This is a genomic window from Mesorhizobium sp. BAC0120, from assembly GCF_033542235.1.
Lineage (GTDB): Bacteria > Pseudomonadota > Alphaproteobacteria > Rhizobiales > Rhizobiaceae > JAWRCU01.
In genome coordinates this window covers 34,398-56,091 of sequence record NZ_JAWRCU010000006.1, presented here as the reverse complement: position 1 = coordinate 56,091, position 21,694 = coordinate 34,398, and the positions used below count along the sequence as shown (strand labels likewise).

At 62.3% G+C, this 21,694-nt stretch carries 21 protein-coding genes, 1 tRNA gene and 2 pseudogenes; 6 read left to right on the top strand and 18 right to left on the bottom strand.

The window, feature by feature from the left end:
* Positions 1–36: 36 nt before the first annotated feature.
* The 5 genes from SAZ10_RS15530 to SAZ10_RS15510 form a co-directional block, all read right to left on the bottom strand.
* The gene (locus SAZ10_RS15530; RefSeq protein WP_318610179.1) at positions 37–1,068 is read right to left on the bottom strand and encodes a zinc-dependent alcohol dehydrogenase; all 1,032 of its coding nucleotides are present in this window, start codon (positions 1,066–1,068) and stop codon (positions 37–39) included.
* Between the two features lie 8 nt (positions 1,069–1,076).
* Positions 1,077–2,018 carry an ABC transporter permease gene (locus SAZ10_RS15525; RefSeq protein WP_318610178.1) on the bottom strand — a complete coding sequence of 314 codons (942 nt, stop codon included), beginning with the start codon at positions 2,016–2,018 and terminating at the stop codon, positions 1,077–1,079.
* A gap of 9 nt (positions 2,019–2,027) precedes the next feature.
* Positions 2,028–3,533, bottom strand: coding sequence for a sugar ABC transporter ATP-binding protein (locus SAZ10_RS15520; RefSeq protein WP_318610177.1), 1,506 nt, complete (start codon positions 3,531–3,533; stop codon positions 2,028–2,030).
* A gap of 7 nt (positions 3,534–3,540) precedes the next feature.
* Positions 3,541–4,506, bottom strand: coding sequence for an ABC transporter permease (locus SAZ10_RS15515; RefSeq protein WP_318610176.1), 966 nt, complete (start codon positions 4,504–4,506; stop codon positions 3,541–3,543).
* A 74-nt stretch (positions 4,507–4,580) separates the two neighbouring features.
* On the bottom strand, positions 4,581–5,693 hold the full coding sequence (locus SAZ10_RS15510) for a sugar ABC transporter substrate-binding protein (protein ID WP_318610175.1): 1,113 nt from the start codon (positions 5,691–5,693) through the stop codon (positions 4,581–4,583).
* 242 nt (positions 5,694–5,935) lie between these two features.
* On the opposite strand from SAZ10_RS15510, the gene SAZ10_RS15505 reads away from it, so the two are divergent.
* On the top strand, positions 5,936–6,595 hold the full coding sequence (locus SAZ10_RS15505) for a TetR/AcrR family transcriptional regulator (RefSeq protein ID WP_318610174.1): 660 nt from the start codon (positions 5,936–5,938) through the stop codon (positions 6,593–6,595).
* Between the two features lie 191 nt (positions 6,596–6,786).
* Here the strand turns inward: SAZ10_RS15505 and SAZ10_RS15500 are convergent, their stop codons facing one another.
* Both SAZ10_RS15500 and SAZ10_RS15495 read right to left on the bottom strand, forming a co-directional pair.
* Complete coding sequence (locus SAZ10_RS15500; RefSeq protein WP_318610173.1) at positions 6,787–7,239, bottom strand: cupin domain-containing protein; 453 nt, start codon at positions 7,237–7,239, stop codon at positions 6,787–6,789.
* 22 nt (positions 7,240–7,261) lie between these two features.
* The gene (locus SAZ10_RS15495; RefSeq protein WP_318610172.1) at positions 7,262–7,867 is read right to left on the bottom strand and encodes a TetR/AcrR family transcriptional regulator; all 606 of its coding nucleotides are present in this window, start codon (positions 7,865–7,867) and stop codon (positions 7,262–7,264) included.
* Between the two features lie 160 nt (positions 7,868–8,027).
* Here SAZ10_RS15495 and SAZ10_RS15490 point away from each other — a divergent pair, with 160 nt between their 5' ends.
* The gene (locus SAZ10_RS15490) at positions 8,028–8,498 is read left to right on the top strand and encodes a hypothetical protein (RefSeq protein ID WP_318610171.1); all 471 of its coding nucleotides are present in this window, start codon (positions 8,028–8,030) and stop codon (positions 8,496–8,498) included.
* Here SAZ10_RS15490 and SAZ10_RS15485 read toward each other — a convergent pair.
* From SAZ10_RS15485 to SAZ10_RS15470, 4 genes are all read right to left on the bottom strand, one after another.
* A tRNA-Gln gene (locus SAZ10_RS15485) sits at positions 8,466–8,539 on the bottom strand. The two genes, SAZ10_RS15490 and SAZ10_RS15485, sit on opposite strands and share 33 nt — an antisense overlap.
* 110 nt (positions 8,540–8,649) lie before the next feature.
* A complete protein-coding gene (locus SAZ10_RS15480) occupies positions 8,650–8,835 on the bottom strand; it encodes a DUF3606 domain-containing protein (RefSeq protein WP_318610170.1) in 186 nt (61 codons plus the stop codon).
* Between the two features lie 299 nt (positions 8,836–9,134).
* Positions 9,135–9,314, bottom strand: coding sequence for a hypothetical protein (locus SAZ10_RS15475; RefSeq protein ID WP_318610169.1), 180 nt, complete (start codon positions 9,312–9,314; stop codon positions 9,135–9,137).
* A 99-nt stretch (positions 9,315–9,413) separates the two neighbouring features.
* Positions 9,414–10,310, bottom strand: a complete 897-nt coding sequence (locus SAZ10_RS15470) for a hypothetical protein (protein WP_318610168.1) — start codon at positions 10,308–10,310, stop codon at positions 9,414–9,416.
* Between the two features lie 310 nt (positions 10,311–10,620).
* On the opposite strand from SAZ10_RS15470, the gene SAZ10_RS15465 reads away from it, so the two are divergent.
* Positions 10,621–11,229, top strand: coding sequence for an isochorismatase family cysteine hydrolase (locus SAZ10_RS15465; RefSeq protein ID WP_318610167.1), 609 nt, complete (start codon positions 10,621–10,623; stop codon positions 11,227–11,229).
* 704 nt (positions 11,230–11,933) lie between these two features.
* Here SAZ10_RS15465 and SAZ10_RS15460 read toward each other — a convergent pair.
* On the bottom strand, positions 11,934–12,911 hold the full coding sequence (locus tag SAZ10_RS15460) for a lysylphosphatidylglycerol synthase domain-containing protein (protein ID WP_318610166.1): 978 nt from the start codon (positions 12,909–12,911) through the stop codon (positions 11,934–11,936).
* Positions 12,912–13,246: 335 nt separating this feature from the next.
* Between SAZ10_RS15460 and SAZ10_RS15455 the strand changes: the two genes are divergently transcribed.
* Both SAZ10_RS15455 and SAZ10_RS15450 read left to right on the top strand, forming a co-directional pair.
* Positions 13,247–14,701: a Ppx/GppA phosphatase family protein gene (locus SAZ10_RS15455; protein ID WP_318610165.1), complete on the top strand. Its 1,455-nt coding sequence runs from the start codon at positions 13,247–13,249 to the stop codon at positions 14,699–14,701.
* Entirely contained in the window at positions 14,698–15,408 is a 711-nt protein-coding gene (locus SAZ10_RS15450) for an RlmE family RNA methyltransferase (protein ID WP_318610164.1), read from the top strand. Before SAZ10_RS15455 ends, SAZ10_RS15450 begins: the two co-directional genes overlap by 4 nt.
* Positions 15,409–15,499: 91 nt before the next feature.
* Here SAZ10_RS15450 and SAZ10_RS15445 read toward each other — a convergent pair whose 3' ends face one another.
* From SAZ10_RS15445 to SAZ10_RS15435, 3 genes are all read right to left on the bottom strand, one after another.
* Positions 15,500–16,939, bottom strand: coding sequence for an MFS transporter (locus tag SAZ10_RS15445; protein ID WP_318610163.1), 1,440 nt, complete (start codon positions 16,937–16,939; stop codon positions 15,500–15,502).
* 516 nt (positions 16,940–17,455) lie between these two features.
* Positions 17,456–17,818, bottom strand: a complete 363-nt coding sequence (locus tag SAZ10_RS15440) for a hypothetical protein (RefSeq protein ID WP_318610162.1) — start codon at positions 17,816–17,818, stop codon at positions 17,456–17,458.
* Positions 17,819–18,176: 358 nt separating this feature from the next.
* Complete coding sequence (locus SAZ10_RS15435; protein ID WP_318610161.1) at positions 18,177–18,479, bottom strand: hypothetical protein; 303 nt, start codon at positions 18,477–18,479, stop codon at positions 18,177–18,179.
* 104 nt (positions 18,480–18,583) lie between these two features.
* Here SAZ10_RS15435 and SAZ10_RS15430 point away from each other — a divergent pair, with 104 nt between their 5' ends.
* On the top strand, positions 18,584–19,033 hold the full coding sequence (locus SAZ10_RS15430) for a MarR family winged helix-turn-helix transcriptional regulator (protein WP_318610160.1): 450 nt from the start codon (positions 18,584–18,586) through the stop codon (positions 19,031–19,033).
* Positions 19,034–19,081: 48 nt separating this feature from the next.
* On the opposite strand, the pseudogene SAZ10_RS15425 reads toward SAZ10_RS15430, so the two are convergent.
* The 3 genes and pseudogenes from SAZ10_RS15425 to SAZ10_RS15415 all read right to left on the bottom strand — a co-directional run.
* Positions 19,082–19,384, bottom strand: a pseudogene (locus SAZ10_RS15425) (response regulator transcription factor); the annotation flags it as partial.
* 224 nt (positions 19,385–19,608) lie between these two features.
* Positions 19,609–20,811, bottom strand: coding sequence for a GNAT family N-acetyltransferase (locus SAZ10_RS15420; protein ID WP_318610159.1), 1,203 nt, complete (start codon positions 20,809–20,811; stop codon positions 19,609–19,611).
* Positions 20,812–21,085: 274 nt separating this feature from the next.
* A pseudogene (locus SAZ10_RS15415) lies at positions 21,086–21,654 on the bottom strand (cytochrome b); the annotation flags it as partial.
* Positions 21,655–21,694 lie beyond the last annotated feature (40 nt).

Here is a 21,694-nt window from a genome sequence, read left to right as displayed (position 1 = left end):
GCGCCCGCCATCCCAGGGAGGCGCGCCGGCTGTTTCTCAGTTCAATACGATCTGCGTCTTCAGATCTTTAGGCCGCTCTGCCAGGGTCTCGAAGGCCTGCTGGATCTGTTCGAGGGGGAAGATCGAGCGCGTAAATGCCGCGGTGCGAAAGCGCCCGTGCGACAGCAGCGTCAGCGCATCATGCATATCCTCCCCCATGCCGGCGACAGAGCCCTTGACACTGTTCTCCTCGAGGATCGTGCGCAGGATTTCGACCGGCACCGTATCCTGCGGCCCCGTGAGACCGAAGAAGGCGACATGGCCGCCTTTGCGGATGAGTTGAAATGCGAGCTCATAAAGCCGCGGCGAGCCGACGCTCTCTATCACCAGGTCCGCCCCGCGTCCGCCGGTCCTGGCCAGAACCTCTGCCTTCAGCCGGGCAGGATCGGCAACCGCTGCATCCGCACCTACCTCAAGGGCAAGGCGACAGCGCTCCTTGGACAGGTCGGCGACGATGATTGGCGCGGCGCCGCAGAGGCGCATCATCTGGACGTGAAGGTTACCGATCGGCCCAGCGCCGAGAATGACGACGGATTGGCCGAAGGTTGCGCGTGCCTTGCGCGCGGCGCGCACCACGCAAGAGACTGGCTCGGTAAGGGCAAGCACCTCAGCCGGCACATTGTCCGGAGCCGCTATGACAAGCCGGGCCGGCACGCACACATATTCCGCGAATGCGCCGTCGCGTCCGATGCCCACCTGCGTCATGGACGGGCAGTTCAGGATCTCGTTGCGGCGGCACCAATAGCATTCACCACAACCGATATTGACATCCGCGACACAGGTCATGCCGGGCTTGATGTGCTTCACATGCGCGCCCGTCGCGGCGACGGTCCCGGCAAACTCGTGGCCAGGTACCAGCGGCAGTCGGTCGGCGGCGTAGTGACCGTTGAAGATATGGATGTCGGTGCCGCATATGCCGGTCCGCGAGACGCGGATCAAGGCGTCGTCGAGGCCGACCTGCGGAATGGCCACCTCGCGCAGATCGAAACGGTGCGGAGCGGCCAGAACGGCGGCGCGCATTGTTGCCATGGCGCGTCTCACTTCACAGTACGGAGCTTGGAGCGGTCGATGGTCAAGGCGATCGCGACGATCAACACCAGACCGAAGACCATTTGCTGCTGCGTCGCCGCGATGCCGAAGTAGAGCATCGAGGCGCGGATGACCGCGACGATCAGCGTTCCGATCGCGGTGTTGAGCACACCGCCGACGCCGCCCGTCAGCGGCGTTCCGCCGACAAGCACCGCGACGATGGCGGGCAACAGGAAACCGTTGGCAATCGTCGGAGCGCCGCCCGACAGCTTGACGGAAAAAAGCAGTCCGGCCACCGCGGCCAGCGCTCCGGATATGGCAAAGGCGAGGATCTTGTAGCGGGCAACGTTGAGGCCGGACGCGGCCGCGGCCAGTTCGCCGGCGCCCACGGCCTTCAGCGCCCGGCCGAGAATCGTGCGCCGTTCTAGGATCAGGCAGATCGCCAGCAGGCCCAGCGCGATAAAGAGCTCGTGCGGTACGATGCCGGTTCGACCGATCATCCAGCCAAACGTCTCATTGCGCTGGGTGGCATCCATGTTGAGAGCGCGGTTGCCGGACAGCCATTGCGCCACCGAAAAGCAGACGCCGCCGACGGCCAGCGTGGAGATGAAGGAGGGGACGTACATGCGGGTGGTCAGGTAGCCGGAAATCGTTCCCAGCGTGAGCCCGGCAAGAATGCAGAGCGCCGCGACCCAGATCCCCAGCGGCGCCAGATAGACCGAGGCGACGACGGTGATCATGTTCGCCATCGACTGTGCCGACAGGTCGATGCCGCCAATGTAGATGGCGAAGGTCAAGCCCAGCGCCATTATGAACAGCGGCACGATGTCGCCGGCAAGGCTCAGCAGGTTGGCTGGCTTCAGGAAGCTGGGATCGGCGGTGCCGACGATCGCGACCAGGATCAACAGGGTGATCCAGGGCAAGTGCGGCTTGAGGCGCTGGATGTCCATGAAGGTTTCTCAGATCATGTAATGCAGAAGGTCGTAAAGCGTCGGCTTGGATCCGGGCACGCAGTCGAAGCGCTTCTGAATCTCGCCGTCCTTTATGACGACGATGGTGTGGGAGAGGCCGATCGCCTCTTCAAGCGTGTCGGCGACCAGGACGACGCCGACCCCGTCGTCGCACATCTCCCTGATCATGTCGTACACATCCTCCTTGGCGCCGATGTCCAGACCGCGAGTCGGATGATCGAGCAGCATGATGTCGGAGCCGCCCGACCGCCATTTGGCCAGCACTACCTTTTGCTGGTTGCCGCCGGAGAGATTGCCGCAATCGGCATATTCGGAGCTTGCCTTGATGGCGAGCTTGCCGATCCATTTCCTGGCAAGCGCCCGCTCATTCGCAACGTCGAGCCAGCCCATCCGCGCGTAACGCGGCATCTGCGAGAGCGTCATGTTCTCGTAGACGTTCATGCCGGTGACGATGCCCTCGATCTTGCGCTCGCGCGGTACATAGCCGACGCCGCGCTCCACTGCGTCTTGGGTGGTCAGCCTGGAAACCGTCTTGCCCTTGATTTTCAAGACGCCTTTGGTTGGCGCGTACATGCCGTATATGGTTCGCAGGATCGCTTCGCGACCGGAACCCTCGGTGCCGACCAGACACAGCACTTCGCCGGCATGCAACGTAAGCGAGATGTCGCGGACCCGCCCGGGCAGGCTGACATCCGACAGCTCGACCAGCGGCTTCGTCGGGTCGTAGGGCCTTTGCTTCTGTTCCCGGTAATATTCCCTGTCGACATGGCGTCCGACCATCTTGTGCTGAATCGCCTCCGGTGTCGCCGCGCCGCGCGAGACGACGTCGACCACGTGACCATCCTTCATCACATAGATGCGGTCGGAGAGCTCCATTACCTCATCCATGCGATGGGACACGAAGATGAACGATGCGCGCGTCGTCAGCTCCCGCACGAGCTTGAACAACAGCTTCACCTCTTCCTCCGCCAGCACCGAGGTCGGCTCGTCGAGCAGGACGACGAGATGGCCCTGTACCCGTTCCTCCAGGGTCAGCACCTTGGCCAATTCCAAAAGCTGGCGCTGCGCGAAGGAAAGACTTGAGGTGACCGTGCGCGGATCGATGTCGAGCTTGACCTTGGCGAGCTGCTTCCTGGCGGCTTTGGCCATCGCCTTCCAGTTGACCACGCCAAAACGCGAAAACTGGTCTTCATAGCCCAGGAAGATGTTCTCCATCACAGACAGGTTGGTGATCAGCGATTGCTCCTGGAACACCATGCCGATGCCCCTTTCCATCGCATCGCGGGGGCCGCTGAACCGCACCGGCTTGCCGTCGATAAGGATTTCGCCGCCATCGGGCTGGTAGGCTCCGTAAATCACCTTCATGAGCGTGGATTTGCCGGCGCCATTCTCGCCCACCAGCCCGACGATCTCGCCGCGGCTGATGGAGAAGTCGACGGACTTGAGCGCCTTGACGCCCGGAAACTTCTTTTCGACCGCTCTCAGTTCATACATGGCGCCCTCACTTGACGAATGCGACCGAGCGCCGGTCCGTCGACAGGATGACAGCGATAATGACGAGCAGCCCAAGGACGGCGGCTTGCAGGAAGTCGGGCAGGCCGATGACCACCATGCCGTTGTTGATCACGGCGACGATGAGGACGCCGACGAGGGTGTTCCATACCCCACCGATGCCGCCCCAGAGCGCCACGCCGCCGACCACGACCGAGGTGATCGACATGAACATGAAGTTGGATCCGGTGACCGATTCCGCCTGGCCGAGCTTCGCCACCTGCAGGATCGCGGCTATGGCATAAAAGAAGCCGGCAAGCGCAAACCCGGCCATCCGCACCCGCTGCACCTGCACGCCCGAGGCATGGGCAAGGTCCTCGCCGCCGCCAACCGCGTAGAAATAGCGCCCGAGGCGGGTATGGGCCTGGATGAGCCAGGCAAGGGCGAGGCACAGGCCCGCGACATAGACCATCAGCGGAAATCCGAGAATACGCCACGTCAGCAGGGCGCGGAACGTCGGATCGTTGAATTTGACGATGTCGCCGCCGGTCAGGAGAATCGCGGCGCCGGTGCCGACGAACCCGAGCGCGAGGCTCGCCATGAAGGATGGTATCTTCAGCTTGACGTGAATGAGACCGTTTACCAGGCCGATCGCGGCCCCGACGGCGAGAATGACCGGGATTGCGATCCAGCCACCCGACGCGAGCGTTCCGCCGAGCGCCAGCATCACAAAGCAGAACAGGACAGCCGTCAGGGAAACGGCACCCTCCATGGAGAGGTCGATGGAGCCCATCACGATGATGAAGGTCACGCCGACCGCCACCATGAGCGCGGGCGCCGCCGCGATCGCGATGCGCGCGAAGTTGCGCTGTGACAGGAACGAAGGGTTTAGAGCCGTGAACAGCACTACGAGCGCGAGAAGCACCAGAAAGGGTGCCCAGCGGATCGCGTTCTCCCGCGTGAAGATGCGTGGCAACTTCGGCCTCCCGTCCAAGCGTGCCGTCGTAGAGGAGGGCGACCCGTTTCCGGGCCGCCCGATCGAGCTTCGTATCACTTGTACTTGATCTGCCCGTTGCTCGGCCCCCAGAAATCCTTCCAGTTATAGGCGGGAACGGAATCGAGATATTTGGCCTTGAAGTCCGCGGCGTCCTTCTTCGTGATGAGGATCGTCGGGCCGTAGAATTCGCGATGCTCTTTCGGCTCCTCGGAGGGCTTGAAGGCGCCGGTCGCGGCATAATAGGCGAGCGCTGCGGTGATGCCGCCGCCCCAGTGCGGATTGGTGAAGACGGTCGCCAGGAGCCTCCCATCCATCACCAGCTTCACGGCCTCGGGGTTGCCGTCATAGGCGACAATCGGCATGTCCTCGATGCCTTCGGCGCGCAGGGCCTCGATCACGCCATAGGCGATGTTGTCGTTCGCGCAGTGGACGCCGGTGATCTTGTCGCCAAAACGGGTCAGGAAAGACGCCATCAGCTCCGTGCCCTTGGTTGTGTCCCAATCTGCCGGTTGGGCATCGAGAAGCTCGATGTTGGGAAACTCCTTCAGCGCGTTCTTCAATCCGTTCAAACGCTCGATCGCCGGATTGTTGGCGGCAATGCCTCCCAGATGCACGACGCCGCCCTTGCCCCCCATGGCCTCGAACAGGATGCGCGCCGTCTGCTCGGCCGGCTTTTCGTCCGACCAGGTCATGTGCGAGACGTAGTTGTCGCCGATGTCCCACGGGTGCAGGTCGTCGGTCTTGTTCCAGATGGTGGAAATATAGGCTCCGGCATCCCGCACCGCCTCGACCACCGGGCGGGCGTTCGGGCTGTCGTTGGCGTCGCAGGCGATTGCGCATTTGCCACCGGTCTTGGCCAGGAAGGCCTTGATGTCGGCCAGCGACTTTTCGGAGGAGCCCTCATTGATCAGCGAAACAAGGGAATCCTTCGGCTTGCCAAGAGATTCCACGAACGCCTCGCCGCCCGACACGATCGAATTCCAATAAGCCGAAGCGCGGTCGCGGTAGGACCAGGCGATCGCGGGGTCAGTGAGGGCCGCGCGGGCGGTGCCGCCACCGAAGGCGGACGGCGCCGCCATCGCTCCTATGCCCGCAGCCGTGGCGAGAAGGAAGTTACGCCGGTTGATGGTCTCGCGCTCGATGAAATCCTTGATGAAAGTCGACATGCTACCTCCCATTTGGCAACGGCCCGCAGGGGTCGCGGGCCTCTATCGGGCAATCGAGATGCCTGGCGGTCCAATTCGCCCTCCCGGTCGCCTAATGCACCATCTAGTTACTTTCTAACGATGTGCGAGTCAAGCAGCCGCGCGAGCGATGGCCTGTTGACTTCTCGTCCAATTGAACTGACTTTCAGCGACATCAGCACCGCCGCCTGCGAGCGGAACCGGCAATCAAAGGAGCGGCCGAAGTGGACGCCACGCCCGAAAAATCAAAGAATGGCGCTAAGAAGAGACGACTGCGGGACGCTGAAGCAACCAAGCTTCGCATATTGGAGGCGGCAAAGAGCGATTTCGCCAAGAATGGCCTCGGCGGTGCACGCGTTGACGTCATCGCGGCGAAGGCAAAAGCCAACAAGCGCATGATTTATCACTATTTCGGCAGTAAGGATAATCTTTTTCAAACCGTCATTGAAAATGCGTATCTCGACATTCGAACGGCCGAACAGAAACTCCATCTCGATGACTTGGAGCCCAAGGAGGCTCTTGAGAGCCTCGTCCGCTTCACGTGGCAATATTACTTGAAAAATCCAGAGTTTATTACCCTCGTAAACAGTGAGAATCTCCACAGAGCAAAGCATGTGAAGAAGTCTGAATTGATAAAGGCTGCGAGCCGTAAATTCGTTGCCATGGTCTCAAGCATACTCGATAGGGGCGTCAGTAGCGGGGATTTTCGCGCGGGGATCGACCCTGTGCAATTGAATATTACGATTGCCGCGATCGGATATTATTATCTGACAAATCGCTTCACAGGTTCGATTATTTTCGAACGCGACCTGATGGACAAAGGCGCCCTCAATGAGCGCTTAGAGTTTAATATCGATACCATTATGAGACTTGTGAGCGCGTAACTGGCGGCGAGTAGGTCCGCATCGGCCCCAAACCGGTCGACCTCTCTCTCAGTGTTCCCGGAGCGCGGCCGTGGCTTGCAGAAAAGGCCGTCCCGCCGGGGCGGCGGGACGCCTTTCGAGCAGCCTAGGGTAGCTGCTTAGCGAAGTTGTGCTCTATTCCCACTGAAAAGGAAGTGAGAGCGGCCAGTGCGTCAGGAGGCCATTTGAAGGGCTTCTATGCCATGGCGCCGCATGGCCGCGCCGATGCGGGCGAAATCCGGCGTAGCCTGGGGCTCGGCCGTTCCGATCTCCCGAAAGAAGGCGGTCATCGATGGCTCGATAAGCACCAGCATGCGCGCAGGCTTGCCGCTCTCGTTTGCGTAGTTGTGCGGCGCGTGGCCGTCGATGCGCACCGAAGTTCCCGCTCCAGCCGAGACTGCCGTCGGCGGCTTGCCGGCAGCGAAGTGCCGGATCGTGACCTCGCCGTCGATCACATAGAACAGTTCCGGCGAGGCGTGGCTGTGCGGCGGTGTGCCGGAACCCGGTGGTATCTCCACCTCGAGAACTTCGAGGTTCGATCCCGCAAGACCGCCCAGAAAGCGTATGCGGTCGCCGACGACCCAGCGCGTCTCGCCTTGTTGCATGGTGGTAACGTGTATGCTCATGGCCATTCTCCTTGTCTTGACATTATGTCCGCGGCAATGAACCCGAAGCGACCGCGGACAGGATCGTATTGAGCGCCCAAGAGGCGGCCTCTCCGGCTTGGGCGCCGGTGAGACCGCCATAATCCTTCAGAACCTCCCAGGCGGAGGCCGAGTAGAGCAGGTGCGCCAGCGCCTCGACCCTCCGGACCTCAGCTGGCGATAGGTCGGAAAGGACGGGGGCGAGCGCCCCAGCAAAGCGCAGGCGCCGGCTGGCGACCATGCCGGTGCGCATGTCGCGCCCGGTGCGCGAGTGCAGTGAAGCGCGGATGGCCGCCTCATGCGCATCGAAACGCGGAAAGGCTTGCTGCGGCCCGTTGACGATGTCTCCGACATCTTCCGGTGCGATGGACGCGCCCATCAATTCGTTCAACCAAGGCCAGAAGGCGGTCAGGAGGTCATCCTTGGTGGGGAAGTGACGGAATACCGTGCGCCGCTGCACGCCGGCTTCGGTTGCGATCGCCTCCATGGTGATCTCGTCCGGCATGCTCGAAGCGCTCATTAGCCGATAGAGAGCGTTCAAGATCGCTTCTCGGGTCTCTCTCGCTTTCTGTTCCCGGAGCGGGCTGTTGTAGCTGCGTGTGTCCGTCATGCGTGACCTTCTCAAAATCATGGCACTCGAAGTGTCACGAAATTTAGGTCCTGTCAATTGACGTCACTATCAGTGGCGTAAAATGGCAGGCTCGCCTCGTGGGATGCGGCGATCCAGTTCCAAGCGCGTTGGTCCGCGTTGAAGCATCGATGGCCGCGTCATGGGCCGCTTTCCTGTGGCGGTATCGCTGCCGCGCGGCTTCAAGTACAAGCGTCTCGAACAGCGCCTGGATGCCATGTACCTGGACAAGCTCGACGGACGGATCGACAACGCCTTCTATGACCGCATGTCGGCGCAGTGGCGGGTAGAGCAGACCCGACTGTTACGTGAGATCGAGCGCCACAGCGAGGCGGAGGAATCATACATGGAGGATGGTGTGCGGCTTCTGGAGCTAGCCCGCAACGCTCGCCAGCTATTCGCCCGGCAGGCTCCACACGAGAAAAAAAGACTTCTGAATCTGGTGCTGTCGAACTCCGAATGGCACCGAGGTGAGATTCGTGTGTCCTTTAGACAACCCTTTGATTTACTTGCAGAAGCAACCGCAGCTGCAGCGATGAAGGAAGCTCGTGGAGCCAAGTTATCCACAGGGCATCCGGTTTGGCTGGGGAACCTGGATTCGAACCAGGACTAACGGAGTCAGAGTCCGCGGGTCTACCGTTAACCTATTCCCCAACAGGGCCGCAGCGTTGGATGCCGGGCGGCCGGCACCATATGGCCATCGGATGAGCCTGCTTCTAGCCGTAGCTCATAAATAGTCAAGCCCAGCCGAATGCCAATATCCATCATCCCGTCAGCTTCCTGGCCTCCCGTTCGAGCGTCTGGCGATCGTTGCCGAACCGGTGGATCAGCGCCAGCGCCTGGCTTTCGGTTATCCCGGTCTTCTTCATGAGATATCTTACTTCATACTCCTCGCCGGCAGCGACGCGGTCGCGGTCGCGCTTGCCCTTCTTCGTCTTGTCGTCGACCATGGCTGGCCTCCTTTCTCAACAAGGAAAGCGGCTCGGCACCCAGGAGGTTCCGGTCCACCTGTGCGCCTCAAGCGGCGGCATGCTGCCCTGAATGGCTGGCGTTGCGAACTCTTACGCGTCGCGACCCGCTCGGGGCGGGAGGCATGCGGGCCGCGACTTTCAACGCAGGCTTGGGTGATTGAGGCGATGCGCTTCCAAGTTCGCGCCTCGGACCGAGAAGGACCTAGCGGTTTTCGGACAAATCGGGTGGGCAGACAAGCCTGGGGAGCGGTGCGGCGATCCGAAAGGATCGTGCCGCCCTAACGGCGGGGAGGCCGCTCGGGACGGGGCATCGCCCGTTCGATCTCGGCCTCGGCAACCGAAAGCAAGCTATCCAGGTCAGTCAATTCAGGAATGCTGAGATCGGCGATTTCAGCTCGCAACAGTCGAATGCGTTGGCGCATTTCTTCCAGTTCGTCGCGTAGCGGCTCGGTCTGCATCGGCGGTCCAGTTCATATATGCAGATCACGAAGTGTTAACGACTGTTGTAGCTCAGGGTTCCTCGATTGGCGCCGCCGACGCGCTGTTTCCGCCGGCGCTCAGGATGCCATCAACGCACCTTCGTTCTCATCGCGCAGCCGGCCGCCGAGCGCTGCCGAAACGCTGGCGATGAAGGCGCCGATAACGAGCGACAGCGCGCCGACGAGCGCGAATGTGGCGCCGGCTTTGCGCGCCGTCTCCGCCGCCTCCTTGGCCTGCTGTGCAGCGGCGTTCACGCGCTGCAGCACGGCGTCGACGCGAGCCTTGGCGTCGGCCGGCGAAAGCCCGGCGCGGGCGGCGACCAGCCGATCCAGATAGGCGCGGTCGTCGGCTTGCATCTGACCGGATGCTGCGGAAGCGACCAGGATGCGTGATACCTCAGCCGCTGCCTGTCCGCCGCCTTCGACCGGTTTCGTCGGATCGGCGGGCCTCAACAGGGCATCGACGAAGTACGACGTCTGGTTGCCGTTGCCGTTCGCGGCTGCCGAGGCCCCGCCCATCGCGGCACCCGCCGCCACATTGGAGGCCGCCTGAACGCCGGTGCCCAGCATCGAGGTAATCGTGGAGCCGAGCAGGCCCGCGACGAGCAGCGTTGCCAGCGCCCACGCGAGGAAGCCATGCGCAGTGTCCCGGAAAAAGACCTCGTCAGTATGCACATTGACCCATTTGGCCCGCAACCGGGCGGCGAGATAGCCGCCGAGCGCGGCCGAGGCCCATTGCACGATGATCAGCCAAATCGCGGTCGAAACGGTGAGTGTGGTGAGTGAAGCACTCTGATTGGAGAACGGCGAGACCATGGTCAGGCCGAGCCCCGAGCCGACCAGCATCAGCACCAGTGTTGCGGCCGCTGCCGCGACACCGCCGGCGATTACTGCGCCCCAGCTGATAGCGCTTCTTGAAGACTCCTCAGGCGCGGCGGCGCCGATAACCCCGCGTTCGGAAACGGCGTGTGGCATTGCTTCCTCCCTAGCGCCAGAACAGAAGGAGCAGAATGATGATCGGGATAGGGACCCCAAGGAGCCAAAGCAGGATACCGCGTCCCATGGAATTCTCCCTTCAGTGAGCTCAAGGCAACTTTGATCTCCGAAGAATTCCGCCGTCGGCCAAAGGTTCCTGACGTACCAATACCCGGGAACACGGGCCAAGCCCGGGGGCTGTAGCGCTCGACGATCCTTCCGTTGAAGTTGGTTCGCGAGACGAGTTTCTGGAACGCACGAGCCGCTCGCGAATTCAATACCGACGAAACTTCCTTGCGGGGCTCGCTCCATGTCGGCCGACGGCCTTCCCTTCGGACCTCTCGACGCAGGCTGCGTCCATCTTTGTATCGATATGCAGCGCCTGTTCGGCGACGGCTCGCCCTGGGCGACGCCATGGATGAAGCGGGTGCTTCCGAATGTCAGGCGCATTGTCGAGAAGCGTCCTAGCGCGACGATCTTCACGCGCTTCGTGCCGGCCGAGCATGCCGGTGACGGGGTCGGCACATGGCGGCGCTACTACGAGCACTGGTCGTCGGTGACGCAGCAAGTTATCGGCCCCGAGATGATCGAGCTCCTTCCGGAGCTTGCCGGCTTCGCGCCGCCTGCGCAGGTCATCGACAAGCGTGTCTATTCGCCCTGGACCGAAGGAAGACTGGAGAATTTGCTGGCCGGTAGTCGCGTGCATACGCTGGTGATAACCGGCACGGAGACGGACATTTGCGTGCTTGCGGCCGCGCTCGGCGCAATCGACCGAGGATACCGGGTCGTGCTGGTTACGGACGCCCTTTGCAGTTCGTCGGATGAGGCCCACGACGCGCTGATGACTTTCTATCACCAGCGGCTTTCTCAGCAGGTCGAGACCGCCGATACCAAAACCGTCCTGTCGAACTGGATCTGAAACTCGCCGGCCAGCAGTACTCTTCCGACGAGCCTGGTCATTTGTCAGGTTTCGGAGGGACCGCCGTTTCCGCAACGGCAGCGGCCTTTCGGTGCGGCAGCCAGATAGAATGGCCCAAATCGGCAGACGCCGACAGGCCGGAGAGGGTCGTCTCAGGTCCCGATTGTCTGCAGGGCATCGTGGGCGTCTTTAATATGTGTAGCGGCCTTCCATTCTCACGAGGATCAACCATGCTGCTCGTTGCGGCCAGCAGGCGACGCGAGCGTTCCAAACACTGTTCTGAACTGGCTTTGACGACCGCCTCGTAAGGCGAGACCTGGTAATGTCGGATGCGTAAATTGGATTGCGGCGACATAGCGCTCCCCGTTTCTAGCAGACGGGAGCGCGGTGATTGTCTCTCAGCCGCCGACGATGTCCATAGATGGTTGCCAGCGATAGATTGTAGGTAGGTCATGCGGAGCAATGCGACAAGGGTTTGCCATGTTGCAAAGCCCGGCCGCCGCGGAGGACGCGTGGTTTCCCACGACTGTGGACAACTCTGCTGGCGGGCCCGATCATTAAAATTGTCTGTCGGAGATTAACGATCCGGCAATGGCCTCCGGCTTCAACTCCGCGCGTGGTCAATCGGCACTCCCCAGCCCCCCGCCCGCCGATTGACCCTGCCCGCGCGGGCTTTCCGGGGATTGGACTTGTTATGTTGCGCTTCAGCCAACCGGCGGCGTCGCTCGGTTGAGTTGGCTGCGCTCGAAGCCGATCACCACCATGATGGCGACGATAAGCGGAATGATCAGGTAGAACAGCCTGAACACGACCAGGGCGGCGAGCACGCCCACCTTGTTCATGTCGGAGAGTCCCGCCAGTGCGACATACTCGAAGACGCCGAGCCCACCTGGCGCGTGGCTGATCGAGGCAATGGCGAAGGCGACGACGAATATGCCGAGCACCATCAGGTAGCCGGGATTGCCTTCGCTGGGCAGCGCGAAATAGAGGATCGCGGCTGCCCCCAGTATTTCCATGGGTCCGACCGTCAGCTGCGCGAACACGATCGAGAGGCGGGGATAGTGCAGTTGGACGCGTCCGAGGCTGAGCGGCCGCAACCCCAGAGCGCTGCCGAAAACGTAGACGGCCACGAAGACGAGGCCGGCGATTCCCGTCGCCGCGGAAACAGAGACCGGAAGCGAATCGGAGAAACGATTTGCGAAGTCGGGCAGGAAGACGAGCAGCAGGCCTCCAACGAAGGTCATCGCAAGCACGAAGGTGAACCAGCAGACGGCGACGAGGATGCCGATCTCAGGGCCGGACAGCCCCTTGGTCGCGTAGGCGCGGTAGCGGATGACGGCGCCCGAAAGCACCGAGCCTCCGAGATTATGCGACAGCGCATAGGTGGTGAACGAGCAGAGCGAAACGAAGGCGAGCGACACATGCCTCCCGAGATGGACGAGCGCGATGTGGTCATAGCCGGCGATCGCCGTGTAAGCGACGACCGCGCCAAGGAGCGACAGCGCGTAGCGATGTGGTGGGATCGCGGCAAGGCCGTCATACACATCGCTGAGGGAGATACCGCGCACTTCGCGATAAAGCAGCCAGAGCGAGAGCACCACCGCGACGACGCCGATCGCCGGCCAGAAATATTTCTTCACCGCGGCGCCCCGAGCGGGATGAATTCGGGTCGAATCATTCATCCTGCTCTAACTCGTTGTTTCGCAGCGGAATCTTGTCCGAAAAATCGGCAGTTCGCTGCCGCTGACCTTCGGTCCGGGATCACGCTCTAAGCCGGCCATTTTCCAACGCATTACCCTTCTGGAACTCTCTTGGCTCTCGCGGCATAGCGGCATCCCTGCTCGAGCGAAACCCGCTTTCCGGTCGCGGCTGCAGAAATCGCCGCCGGCCGCCGCGATTTGCCGGCGGAGCAAATTCGGCGCTGCAACCCTTGGTGAAACACCCAGGCGCTGCTAACATCGCCTCAACCAACAAGATCGTTGCGCGCAGGCCATCCGGCAAGGTTGGCACCGCGCGCATGAAGGAATTTGATGTGAAGGACCCCGATACAGGCGGCTCGCCGCCAGGCGGGGCGTCTGGCGACACCCTGCCGGTCAACGGCGGGACCGTGCCTCATGGGGCCGCTCATCGGGGAGGGGCCGCGGGTGCTGTCCAGGAAGGGCGCCACGCTCCCGACAACAGGCCGCGCGGCAAGAAGCGGCGCAAGCGCAGACGCGGGCGCAAGGTTTTCGCGCGCGATGGCGCAGGCATGCCGAAGGCCGAAGTCGCGCCTTCCCAGGCAATCGGCCGCGCCTTGGATACTCCTTCGTCTGCGGGGAGTGGGCAGCCTGTTCGCGAAGCGAATTCGGCGCGCCGGTGGCGTGACGAAAACCCAGCGAAGGCCGGGACGATGCGAAGCATTGGGGACCCGGCCCTGGACTACACGAAGCGTGGTGGAGGGGGCCATCCCGAAAGGACGGGGAACGGCGACGCTCCGGTCTTCGCCGCCCTCGACCTTGGCACCAACAATTGTCGCCTGCTCGTCGCCATACCGACGCGTCCCGGCCAGTTCCGTGTCATCGACGCCTTCTCTCGTATCGTTCGCCTTGGCGAGGGGCTCTCGACGTCCGGAAGGCTCGGCCGGGCGGCCATGGACCGCGCCATCGATGCGCTGAAGGTCTGCGCCGACAAGCTCGCGAGCCGCCACGTGCGGCATTCGCGGTTGATCGCGACCGAGGCCTGCCGCTCGGCCGAGAACGGCCCCGAATTCCTGTCCCGTGTCAAAGACGAGACGGGCTTGGAGCTGGAGGTGATCGACCGCGAGACCGAGGCGCGCCTTGCCGTTTCCGGTTGCGGCTCGCTTGTCGAGCGGGGTACCGATGGGGTCGTCCTGTTCGATATCGGCGGCGGCTCGTCCGAGGTGGCCCTGATCGACGTATCCGGGCCACGTTCGCCGCGGCTCGCTGAACATATCGTGGCCTGGACGTCGCTGCCCGTCGGCGTCGTCTCCCTGGCCGAGCGCTTCGGCGGCCGCGACGTCACTCCCCAGTCTTTCCGCGCAATGGTCGACCACGTCGCCTCGCTGCTCCTGCAATTCGAAAAGCGCCACCATCTCAGCCATCTCGCCTCGGGGACGCGCTTTCATCTGCTGGGTACCTCCGGCACTGTCACCACACTTGCCGGCGTCCATCTCGGCCTCGATCGCTACGACCGCCGTCGCGTCGACGGGCTGTGGATGAGCCGCAGCAATGTCGACGCCATGGTCGAGCGGCTGTTGTCCTGGGATTTCCCGGCTCGCGTCGCCAATCCCTGCATCGGCGCCGACCGTGCCGACCTCGTGCTCGGCGGCTGTGCGATCCTGGAGGCGATCCGCGCGGTCTGGCCGACCGAGAGGCTCCGCGTCGCCGACCGCGGCCTTCGGGAAGGCATACTGAGCGAGTTGATGGGGGAGGTAGGCGTGTGGCGGAGCGAACGTCGCGGGGTTCGGCAATGAAGGACAAGCCTTCGAAGCCGGGGCCTGGCGCCACCCGCGTTCTCAAGACGCGCATCAAGAAGAAGAGCGGCCTCAAGGAATCCTCGCGCCGCTGGCTGCAGCGGCATATCAACGATCCTTACGTGCAGCGCTCCAGGGCGGAAGGATATCGCTCGCGTTCCGCTTACAAGCTGATCGAGATCGATGATCGCTACCATCTGCTGAAGGCTGGGGTACGTGTCATCGATCTCGGTGCCGCGCCGGGCGGCTGGTGCCAGGTGGCGGCGCAGCGCGTACGCTCGCCCGAGGACAAACCGACCGTCGTCGGCATCGACTATCTCGACATGGACCCGGTGCCCGGCGCTGCCGTGCTGAAGATGGACTTCCTCGACGACGCCGCACCGGCGAAGCTCATCGAGACGCTCGGCGGCGAGCCCGACGTCGTGCTCTCGGACATGGCCGCGCCCACCACCGGCCATCGCCGCACCGATCACATCCGCACCATGCATCTATGCGAGGTCGCCGCTCATTTCGCCATTTCGGTGCTGAAGCCGGGGGGGCATTTTCTCGCCAAGACGTTCCAGGGTGGCACCGAGGCGCAATTGCTCGACCTTTTGAAGCGTAATTTCCGCTCGGTCCATCACGTCAAACCGCCTGCCTCGCGCGATGAGTCGGTGGAGCTGTATTTGCTGGCAAAGGGGTTCAAAGGGAGGGCAATAGGGCAGTAAGGCAATAGGGCAGTAGGGGAATAAGGGAATGGCGGATCTCCGCCGGCTCGGCGGTCCAAGAATGCTCTCCAGGCCTTATTGCCTTATTGCCCTATTGCCCTACTCCCTCCGCCTCCGAGCGGCTCACGCTCCCGCTGGTGTTGCGTATTTCGCGCGCGAGGCCGTGGCCGGAGACGGAGCTGCCGGCGTCTGGGGCGAGCTGCAGGAAGGGCAGGGCGCCTGTTGCCGTGATCGCGGCAACGATCATGAAAGATGTCGAGAAGGCAGCCAGCCCGAGCGGCTGTCCGGTCACGTAGATGAACGCCTCGAGGATGACGCCGGCGATGGCGACGCCGAGCGCCACGCTTATCTGTTGCGCGACGGCCGAGATCGCCGTCGCCTGGCTGGCCTGCTTGTCGTCGATCTCCGAGAAGACCAGCGCATTGGTCGATGTGAAGTATAGCGAGCGCAGGAAGCCCGAGCCGACGAGCACGAGGATGATCAGCAGATGCGGTGTTTGCGGTGTGAACAAGCCGTTTATGCCAATGAAGGAGGCCGCGAGTAGCCCTGCCACGATCAGCACGTTGCGGAAGCCGCCGAGCCGCAGCATCGTCGGCGCCAGGAATTTCATCATGATTGCCCCGAAGGCCGAGGCGAAGGTGAGCATGCCTGACTGGAACGGCGTGAGCCCGAAGCCGAGCTGGAACATCAGCGGCAGGAGAAATGGCACCGCGCCGTTGCCGATGCGGAAGATCGTGCCGCCGGTGATGCCGGCGCGGAAGGTGAGGTTCCCAAAAACGCGCGGGTCGAGGATCGGGTTCTTGGCCCGCCAGGCGTGGCGCACATAGGCAACGCCGGAGACGACGCCGATCGCAAGAGTTGTGAGCCCGACGATCGGCGGCAGCGCCGGCAGGCTCACTACAGACAGGCCGAACACGACACCCGATGCGGCGATGGCCGAGAGCATGAAACCGGCAAAGTCGATCGGCCTGGGTTCGAGCGGCTCGATGTCGGGCAGGAAGCGGGTTGCGCACCAGATGCCGACGACGCCGATGGGCACGTTGATCAGGAAGATCCAGTGCCAGGTGAAGAAGGTGGTGATGAAGCCGCCGACCGGCGGCCCGACGAGCGGCCCGACAAGCGCCGGCACGGTAAGCCATGCCATCGCATTGACCAGATCCCGCTTGGCCGTCGAACGCACCAGCACCAGCCGCGCAACGGGCGTCATCATTGCCCCGCCCAGCCCCTGGCCGAAGCGGGCGAGCACGAAATGGAGCAGCGATCCCGATACGGCGCAGGCGATCGAGCCCAGGATAAACACTCCGATCGCCATCCGGAAGACGCGCTTGGCGCCGTAGCGATCGGCCATCCAGCCACTGATCGGAATGAAGATCGCGAGCGACACCAGATAGGAGGTGAGCGCGAGCTTCAGCGCGATCGGGCTGGTGCCAATGTCGGTGGCGATTGCGGGGAGCGAAGTCGCGATCACCGTCGAATCCATGTTTTCCATGAAAAGGGCGACCGCGAGAATAAGCGGTATGGTTCGATTCAAGCGCGTTGTCCGGATTTGAATTTGGAGCGCCAGGGGCAGCTTGCCCGATGCAACCGGCGGTTAGCATGTAGACAGGAACTTGTCTCGGCTGTTTGCCTGGAATCGGTTGGGACAGCATCGCAAAACGCCGTCAATTCCGGCATCGGTGGTGTCACTTTCGCGTGAGCGCCAAGCCGTCGGAGACGTCACCGCCCCCTATTTTTCCAAGCCCTCGATCTCCTTCGAGATCTGGGGTTGGTCACGCTGTGTTCGCTCGTCACATTCGGAAACGAATAGCTTCCCCGGAAAACAGCCCGGAAGGCCGCTGGATCAGCTCGCAGGGGCATTCCGGTTGCGCGTGGGCGCGTTTCCGCGTCCTCCCCCGGTGAGCGCAGATGGCGCAGGTCATCGGGAAATGTATATCTAGATTTCAGCCAGTAGCCGGCCGCTCACTTTCATTGACAGGGCGAAACGCATTCCTTGCGCCCCGCGGTGCAAGTGCTGTCCGCCGGGCGAAGGGCTTCATGGCATGCCAGTTCACATGTTTCCTGAAGAGGGATGGCGCCGCTTTACCGAGCCGGTCGTGGTCCGGTCGCTGAATGCCGTGGCGGGGAACCACCAGCCCTCATGCTCGACATAGCCTTCCCGCTTCACGCGATAGCCGCGATGCCCGTTCAAATACGCGATGTCGCCGCGCATCTGGATGTCTCCAGGCACGGTGTTGAACATCGGCGAGAGGGGCTTCTTCGGCGCCATTTGCTCATACTGCACAGCTATAAGGTCGTTTTGTGCCGTAGCGGGCTGCGACATCGCAAGGGGAGCCGCACCGAGTGGCAGCGCAGATGCAACCGCGAACGACGCGGCGAGTGTCACCCCGACGAGACCTGAGGAAAGTTTCATTGCCGTTCTCCTCACAAATCAGATTAAACGTCGGCCCGGGGAACGAACGCGCCGCGGAACTAGCGGGTTCCGTCACATCTGGATCACGTGTGGGTGCGCCCGAATTGAAAGGATCGTGAAGGCCGTGACGCTGCCAGCCGACGTGCGCCAGCAGCGGAAGACGGGTCGAGGCCTCGCCACGTTGCGCAGTCCACCATCGCGTCGCCTGCTGCGCAATCGGTCGATCGATCGCCGGCTTGCCCGGGGCAGGATTCCAAAAGGGGGGAGACCCTGCAGGGCGCTCCCCGGCCCAAGCATGGGTCGACGTCAGCGACAAATGGATACCTGCGGCCGGTCCGGCCCGGCAGTCGCTGGAAGTTCAGCCTGGCCTGTCGAACCTGCTGTCGAGGCGACGCGTCCAGTTCCTGAAGCTGTTGGTCAGAAGCAGGAGATCGTGCTGCATCTCCAGCCTGAGCAACTCCCAGTCGACGCCGTGTGAGCTGCTGAGCTTCTCGTGGAGCTTTAATTGCAGCCTTCTTGCCTTTTCGTCGAGTTCGGCGATCTTCTGCTGGTGCTCCATGGTGAGGGCGCCGCGCTTGTGCCGCGCATCGAGATGTGTTTGCAACCTTCGCTCGAACTGCTCGAGCCTTGTGTCCAGATCGGAGAATGTCGTGTCGGACATGTCTTTGCCTCGCGAAGGCAGCGTCGCCGATTGCCACCGCCATTGGCGGCCCGCCTGAATGATATAAAAGTATATCGCGCCACGATATAATTCAAGGAGCCGCCGTGGGGGTCACAAGAAGGACGAAGGAGCAGCTTGCCGACGCGGACTATCAGTCGCTGGCCGCATTCCGCCGCTCCATCCGCGAGTTTCTGAGCTTCAGCGAGAGCGCGGCGCGTGAGAACGGGCTCACTCCGCAGCAGCATCAGGCGATTCTTGCGATCCGCGGATTGTCGACAGATGGTGAAATGTCCGTGGGCAATCTCGCTGGCCACCTGATGGTCCAGCACCACAGCGCAGTCGAGCTTGTCGACCGGCTCGAACTCGCCGGCCTGATCAAGCGTGCGACGGCGGCCGATGATCGCCGCAAGGTGAATGTCCGCCTCACGCCGAAAGCGCACCGGCTGCTCGAGCAACTCTCGCTGGTGCACCTCACCGAACTTAGGCGACGCGCCCCGGAGCTGGCGAAGATCCTGCATGATCTGTCGGGCGGAGGCCCAGATCCTGCATCTTAGTTGCCGCAGTCCTGCAGGCACCGCATCCCAGTCTGGAGCTGCGGGCCTTCAAGATGCATCGATTCCGAAAAAGGGACCCTTGCTTCCGCCGATCCTGGCGGGCGAAGGCGCCGATCGGCTTGTGCCGGACTTGATCGCGCCGGCCTCGCGCATGGGTACGGGCAGGGTTTCCCATGCCCGGATCAGCTCGCCCACGGACGCGGCCTCCATCTTGCGCATCACATTGCCGCGATGCAGCTTCACCGTCACTTCGCTGATGCCGAGGTCGAAGGCGATCTGCTTGTTGAGGCGTCCGCGCGCCACTTCATGCGAGACCTCCCGCTCGCGCGGCGTCAGCGTTTCGAGGCGTTCCGGAAGCATCGATATCGTGAGCACGTTCGGATCGGGCACGACAATGACCCTGCGATTGCCCGCGGCGAGCTAGGTGAAATGCGCTATTGTTGCGCGGATCCAATTCTCGCGCCCCAGACCGCCTCGCTATCGATCTCCTTGCGGGCGGGCGAGCAGCGTCGCCAGCCGGTCGAAGGCGAGCGCCTGGGCAGAGCCGCGCGCCGCGTGGCGTTTGCCCGGACCTGCTACCAGAGGTCGCGATAGTTCGCGAACTTTCGCAGAGTCTTGTCGTAACAGGCCGGCACGATCCACGGCAGAAGCAGCCTGAAAATCGTGTTTGGAAGCGGAGAGCGAAGACGCGCATAGAGATCGAGCGGATCGAGCTCGTGCCGCATCCGGAATTTCGGTTCGTAGCTGAGACCCGTGCTACGAAGCCGCCTGTAACCGTTAGCGATCGCCCAGTTCACCATGTCGCGAATGGTGTAGTAGTAAAGATGAAGGTCGAGGGCGACAGCATAGTCCAGGCCGACATACTCCCAGAAAAGACTGTCACCTTCGACCATGCAGAGGCTGAAGGCGACTACCTTCCCACTCCGGCGCCAGATAAAGAAGAGGGTCTTATCCCCCATGTCGCTGCCCAGCCGACGGAAATAATCATCTGTCAGTTTCTCGAAACGCAATTTCGCACGCTCGAAGACCTGCAGGTAAAGCGGGTAGATCTCGTCGATGCTATCTTTAGCGTCATCGGTGACGGTGAGGGCAAGGGTTTCACCCTCGGTTGCCTTGAACTTCTTGCGGAGCTGCCAGCGCGCCGATCGCGGCAGCGCATTTTTCAAGTAGGCGTCGAAATCTTCGTACTCGATGTTGAGCGCCGTCATCGGCATGCTCGGCGCGCGTGCGAAGCCGCGCCGTAGGAAGCAATCCAGCACCGGCCGATAGCGCGCAGGGAATTCCTTCAGGACGATAAGCTGCGCCCGGCACGACCTTGAGAGATTGACGATCTCGCGGCGAAGAATCCCCGCCATCTCGCCGGACGGCACCATGTCTGATGCGGCGAGGTGTCCTTCTCCGGCGAAGCATCCAACCATCAAGGTGCGCATTTTGAGAAATCGGGGAACGAAGCGTCGGATGCGCGCCAACCACGTCTGCCATTCCGTGCCAAGTCCTTCGAGAATGTCCTGGTCGAGAAGAAAAAAAGGCTGGACGGCCTGGATGCAGCCTGCTTCGTCGAAGATCGCGAAGTAGCGATACTCGACGCGGTCGCGGAGCGTATCTTCTACGATTTCGTAGTAACGGTGGTCCTTTCGCTGGTCGGCGAAGGTGGCGGCCCAAGCGGGACAACCGGCGACTTCGGCGCGCGTCGTTATCTTCACGGAAAACCGGGCTGTAGCCGCCGCAGCGCCGGCTTCACTTGCTGTGTCAATCAGGCTGACCGCGTCTGACGCCACTCTTCCCTCTCGGGTGACGCTTAGCTCTCCAGCTCCGGTTCGAATTTAGTTGACTTGGCCTGAAAACGCTGTGCCATCCGCGCAACAAGCGGCGATTTTTCAGCGGTCGCGAGCTGTCCCGCCGTCGTCGGCGATGCCGTTCGTGCGAATTGCACGCATCATCGACGTGTTGTCCGAAAGAGGCAGTGACGAACTGCTGCTAGAGACGATGTTCGATGGCCGGTTCGAGGGTTCGCTCGACGAGGAGACGATAAACGGGATCAACTCGATGTCGCGGATTGTCGACGGCGAAACCGCCGAGCAGCAGCTGGTGGAACCAGTCGCCGACCAGCGGAATCGCGGTGAAGAAGTTGGTGATGACGGTTGCGCCCCAGAACGACATCTGACCCCAGGGCAGCGTATATCCCATGAAGGCCGTCGCAATCATCAACAGCAGGTTGGTGCAACCGAGCACCCATAGCAGCTCACGCGGGGGCCTTGTAGGAGCCCGTAATACAGGCCACGAGAGATATGGATGTAGACGGCTATGAAGAAGAACGACGCCCCGTTTAATTGAAGGGAGCGCAACAGCCAGCCGTAATTCACGTCGCGCACGATCTTTTCGACTGAATTGAAGGCCAGCCCCGTATCGGGGGCATAGTGCATCGCCAGCACGATGCCGGTCACGATCTGCGAGGCAAGCATCATGGTGAGGATGCCGCCGAACGTATAGGCGTAGTTCAGGTTGAGCGGGACGGGATATACGATGAAGGAATCATGAACCAGCCGCGGCAGCGGGAGGCGTGCGTCGAACCAGCGTTCGATCCTCGTTTTTGGCGTGTAAGTCGATTGTCCACCGCTCATCGCGTTGGTCCCCTTTGCGTGAATTGACAGCGTCGATAGC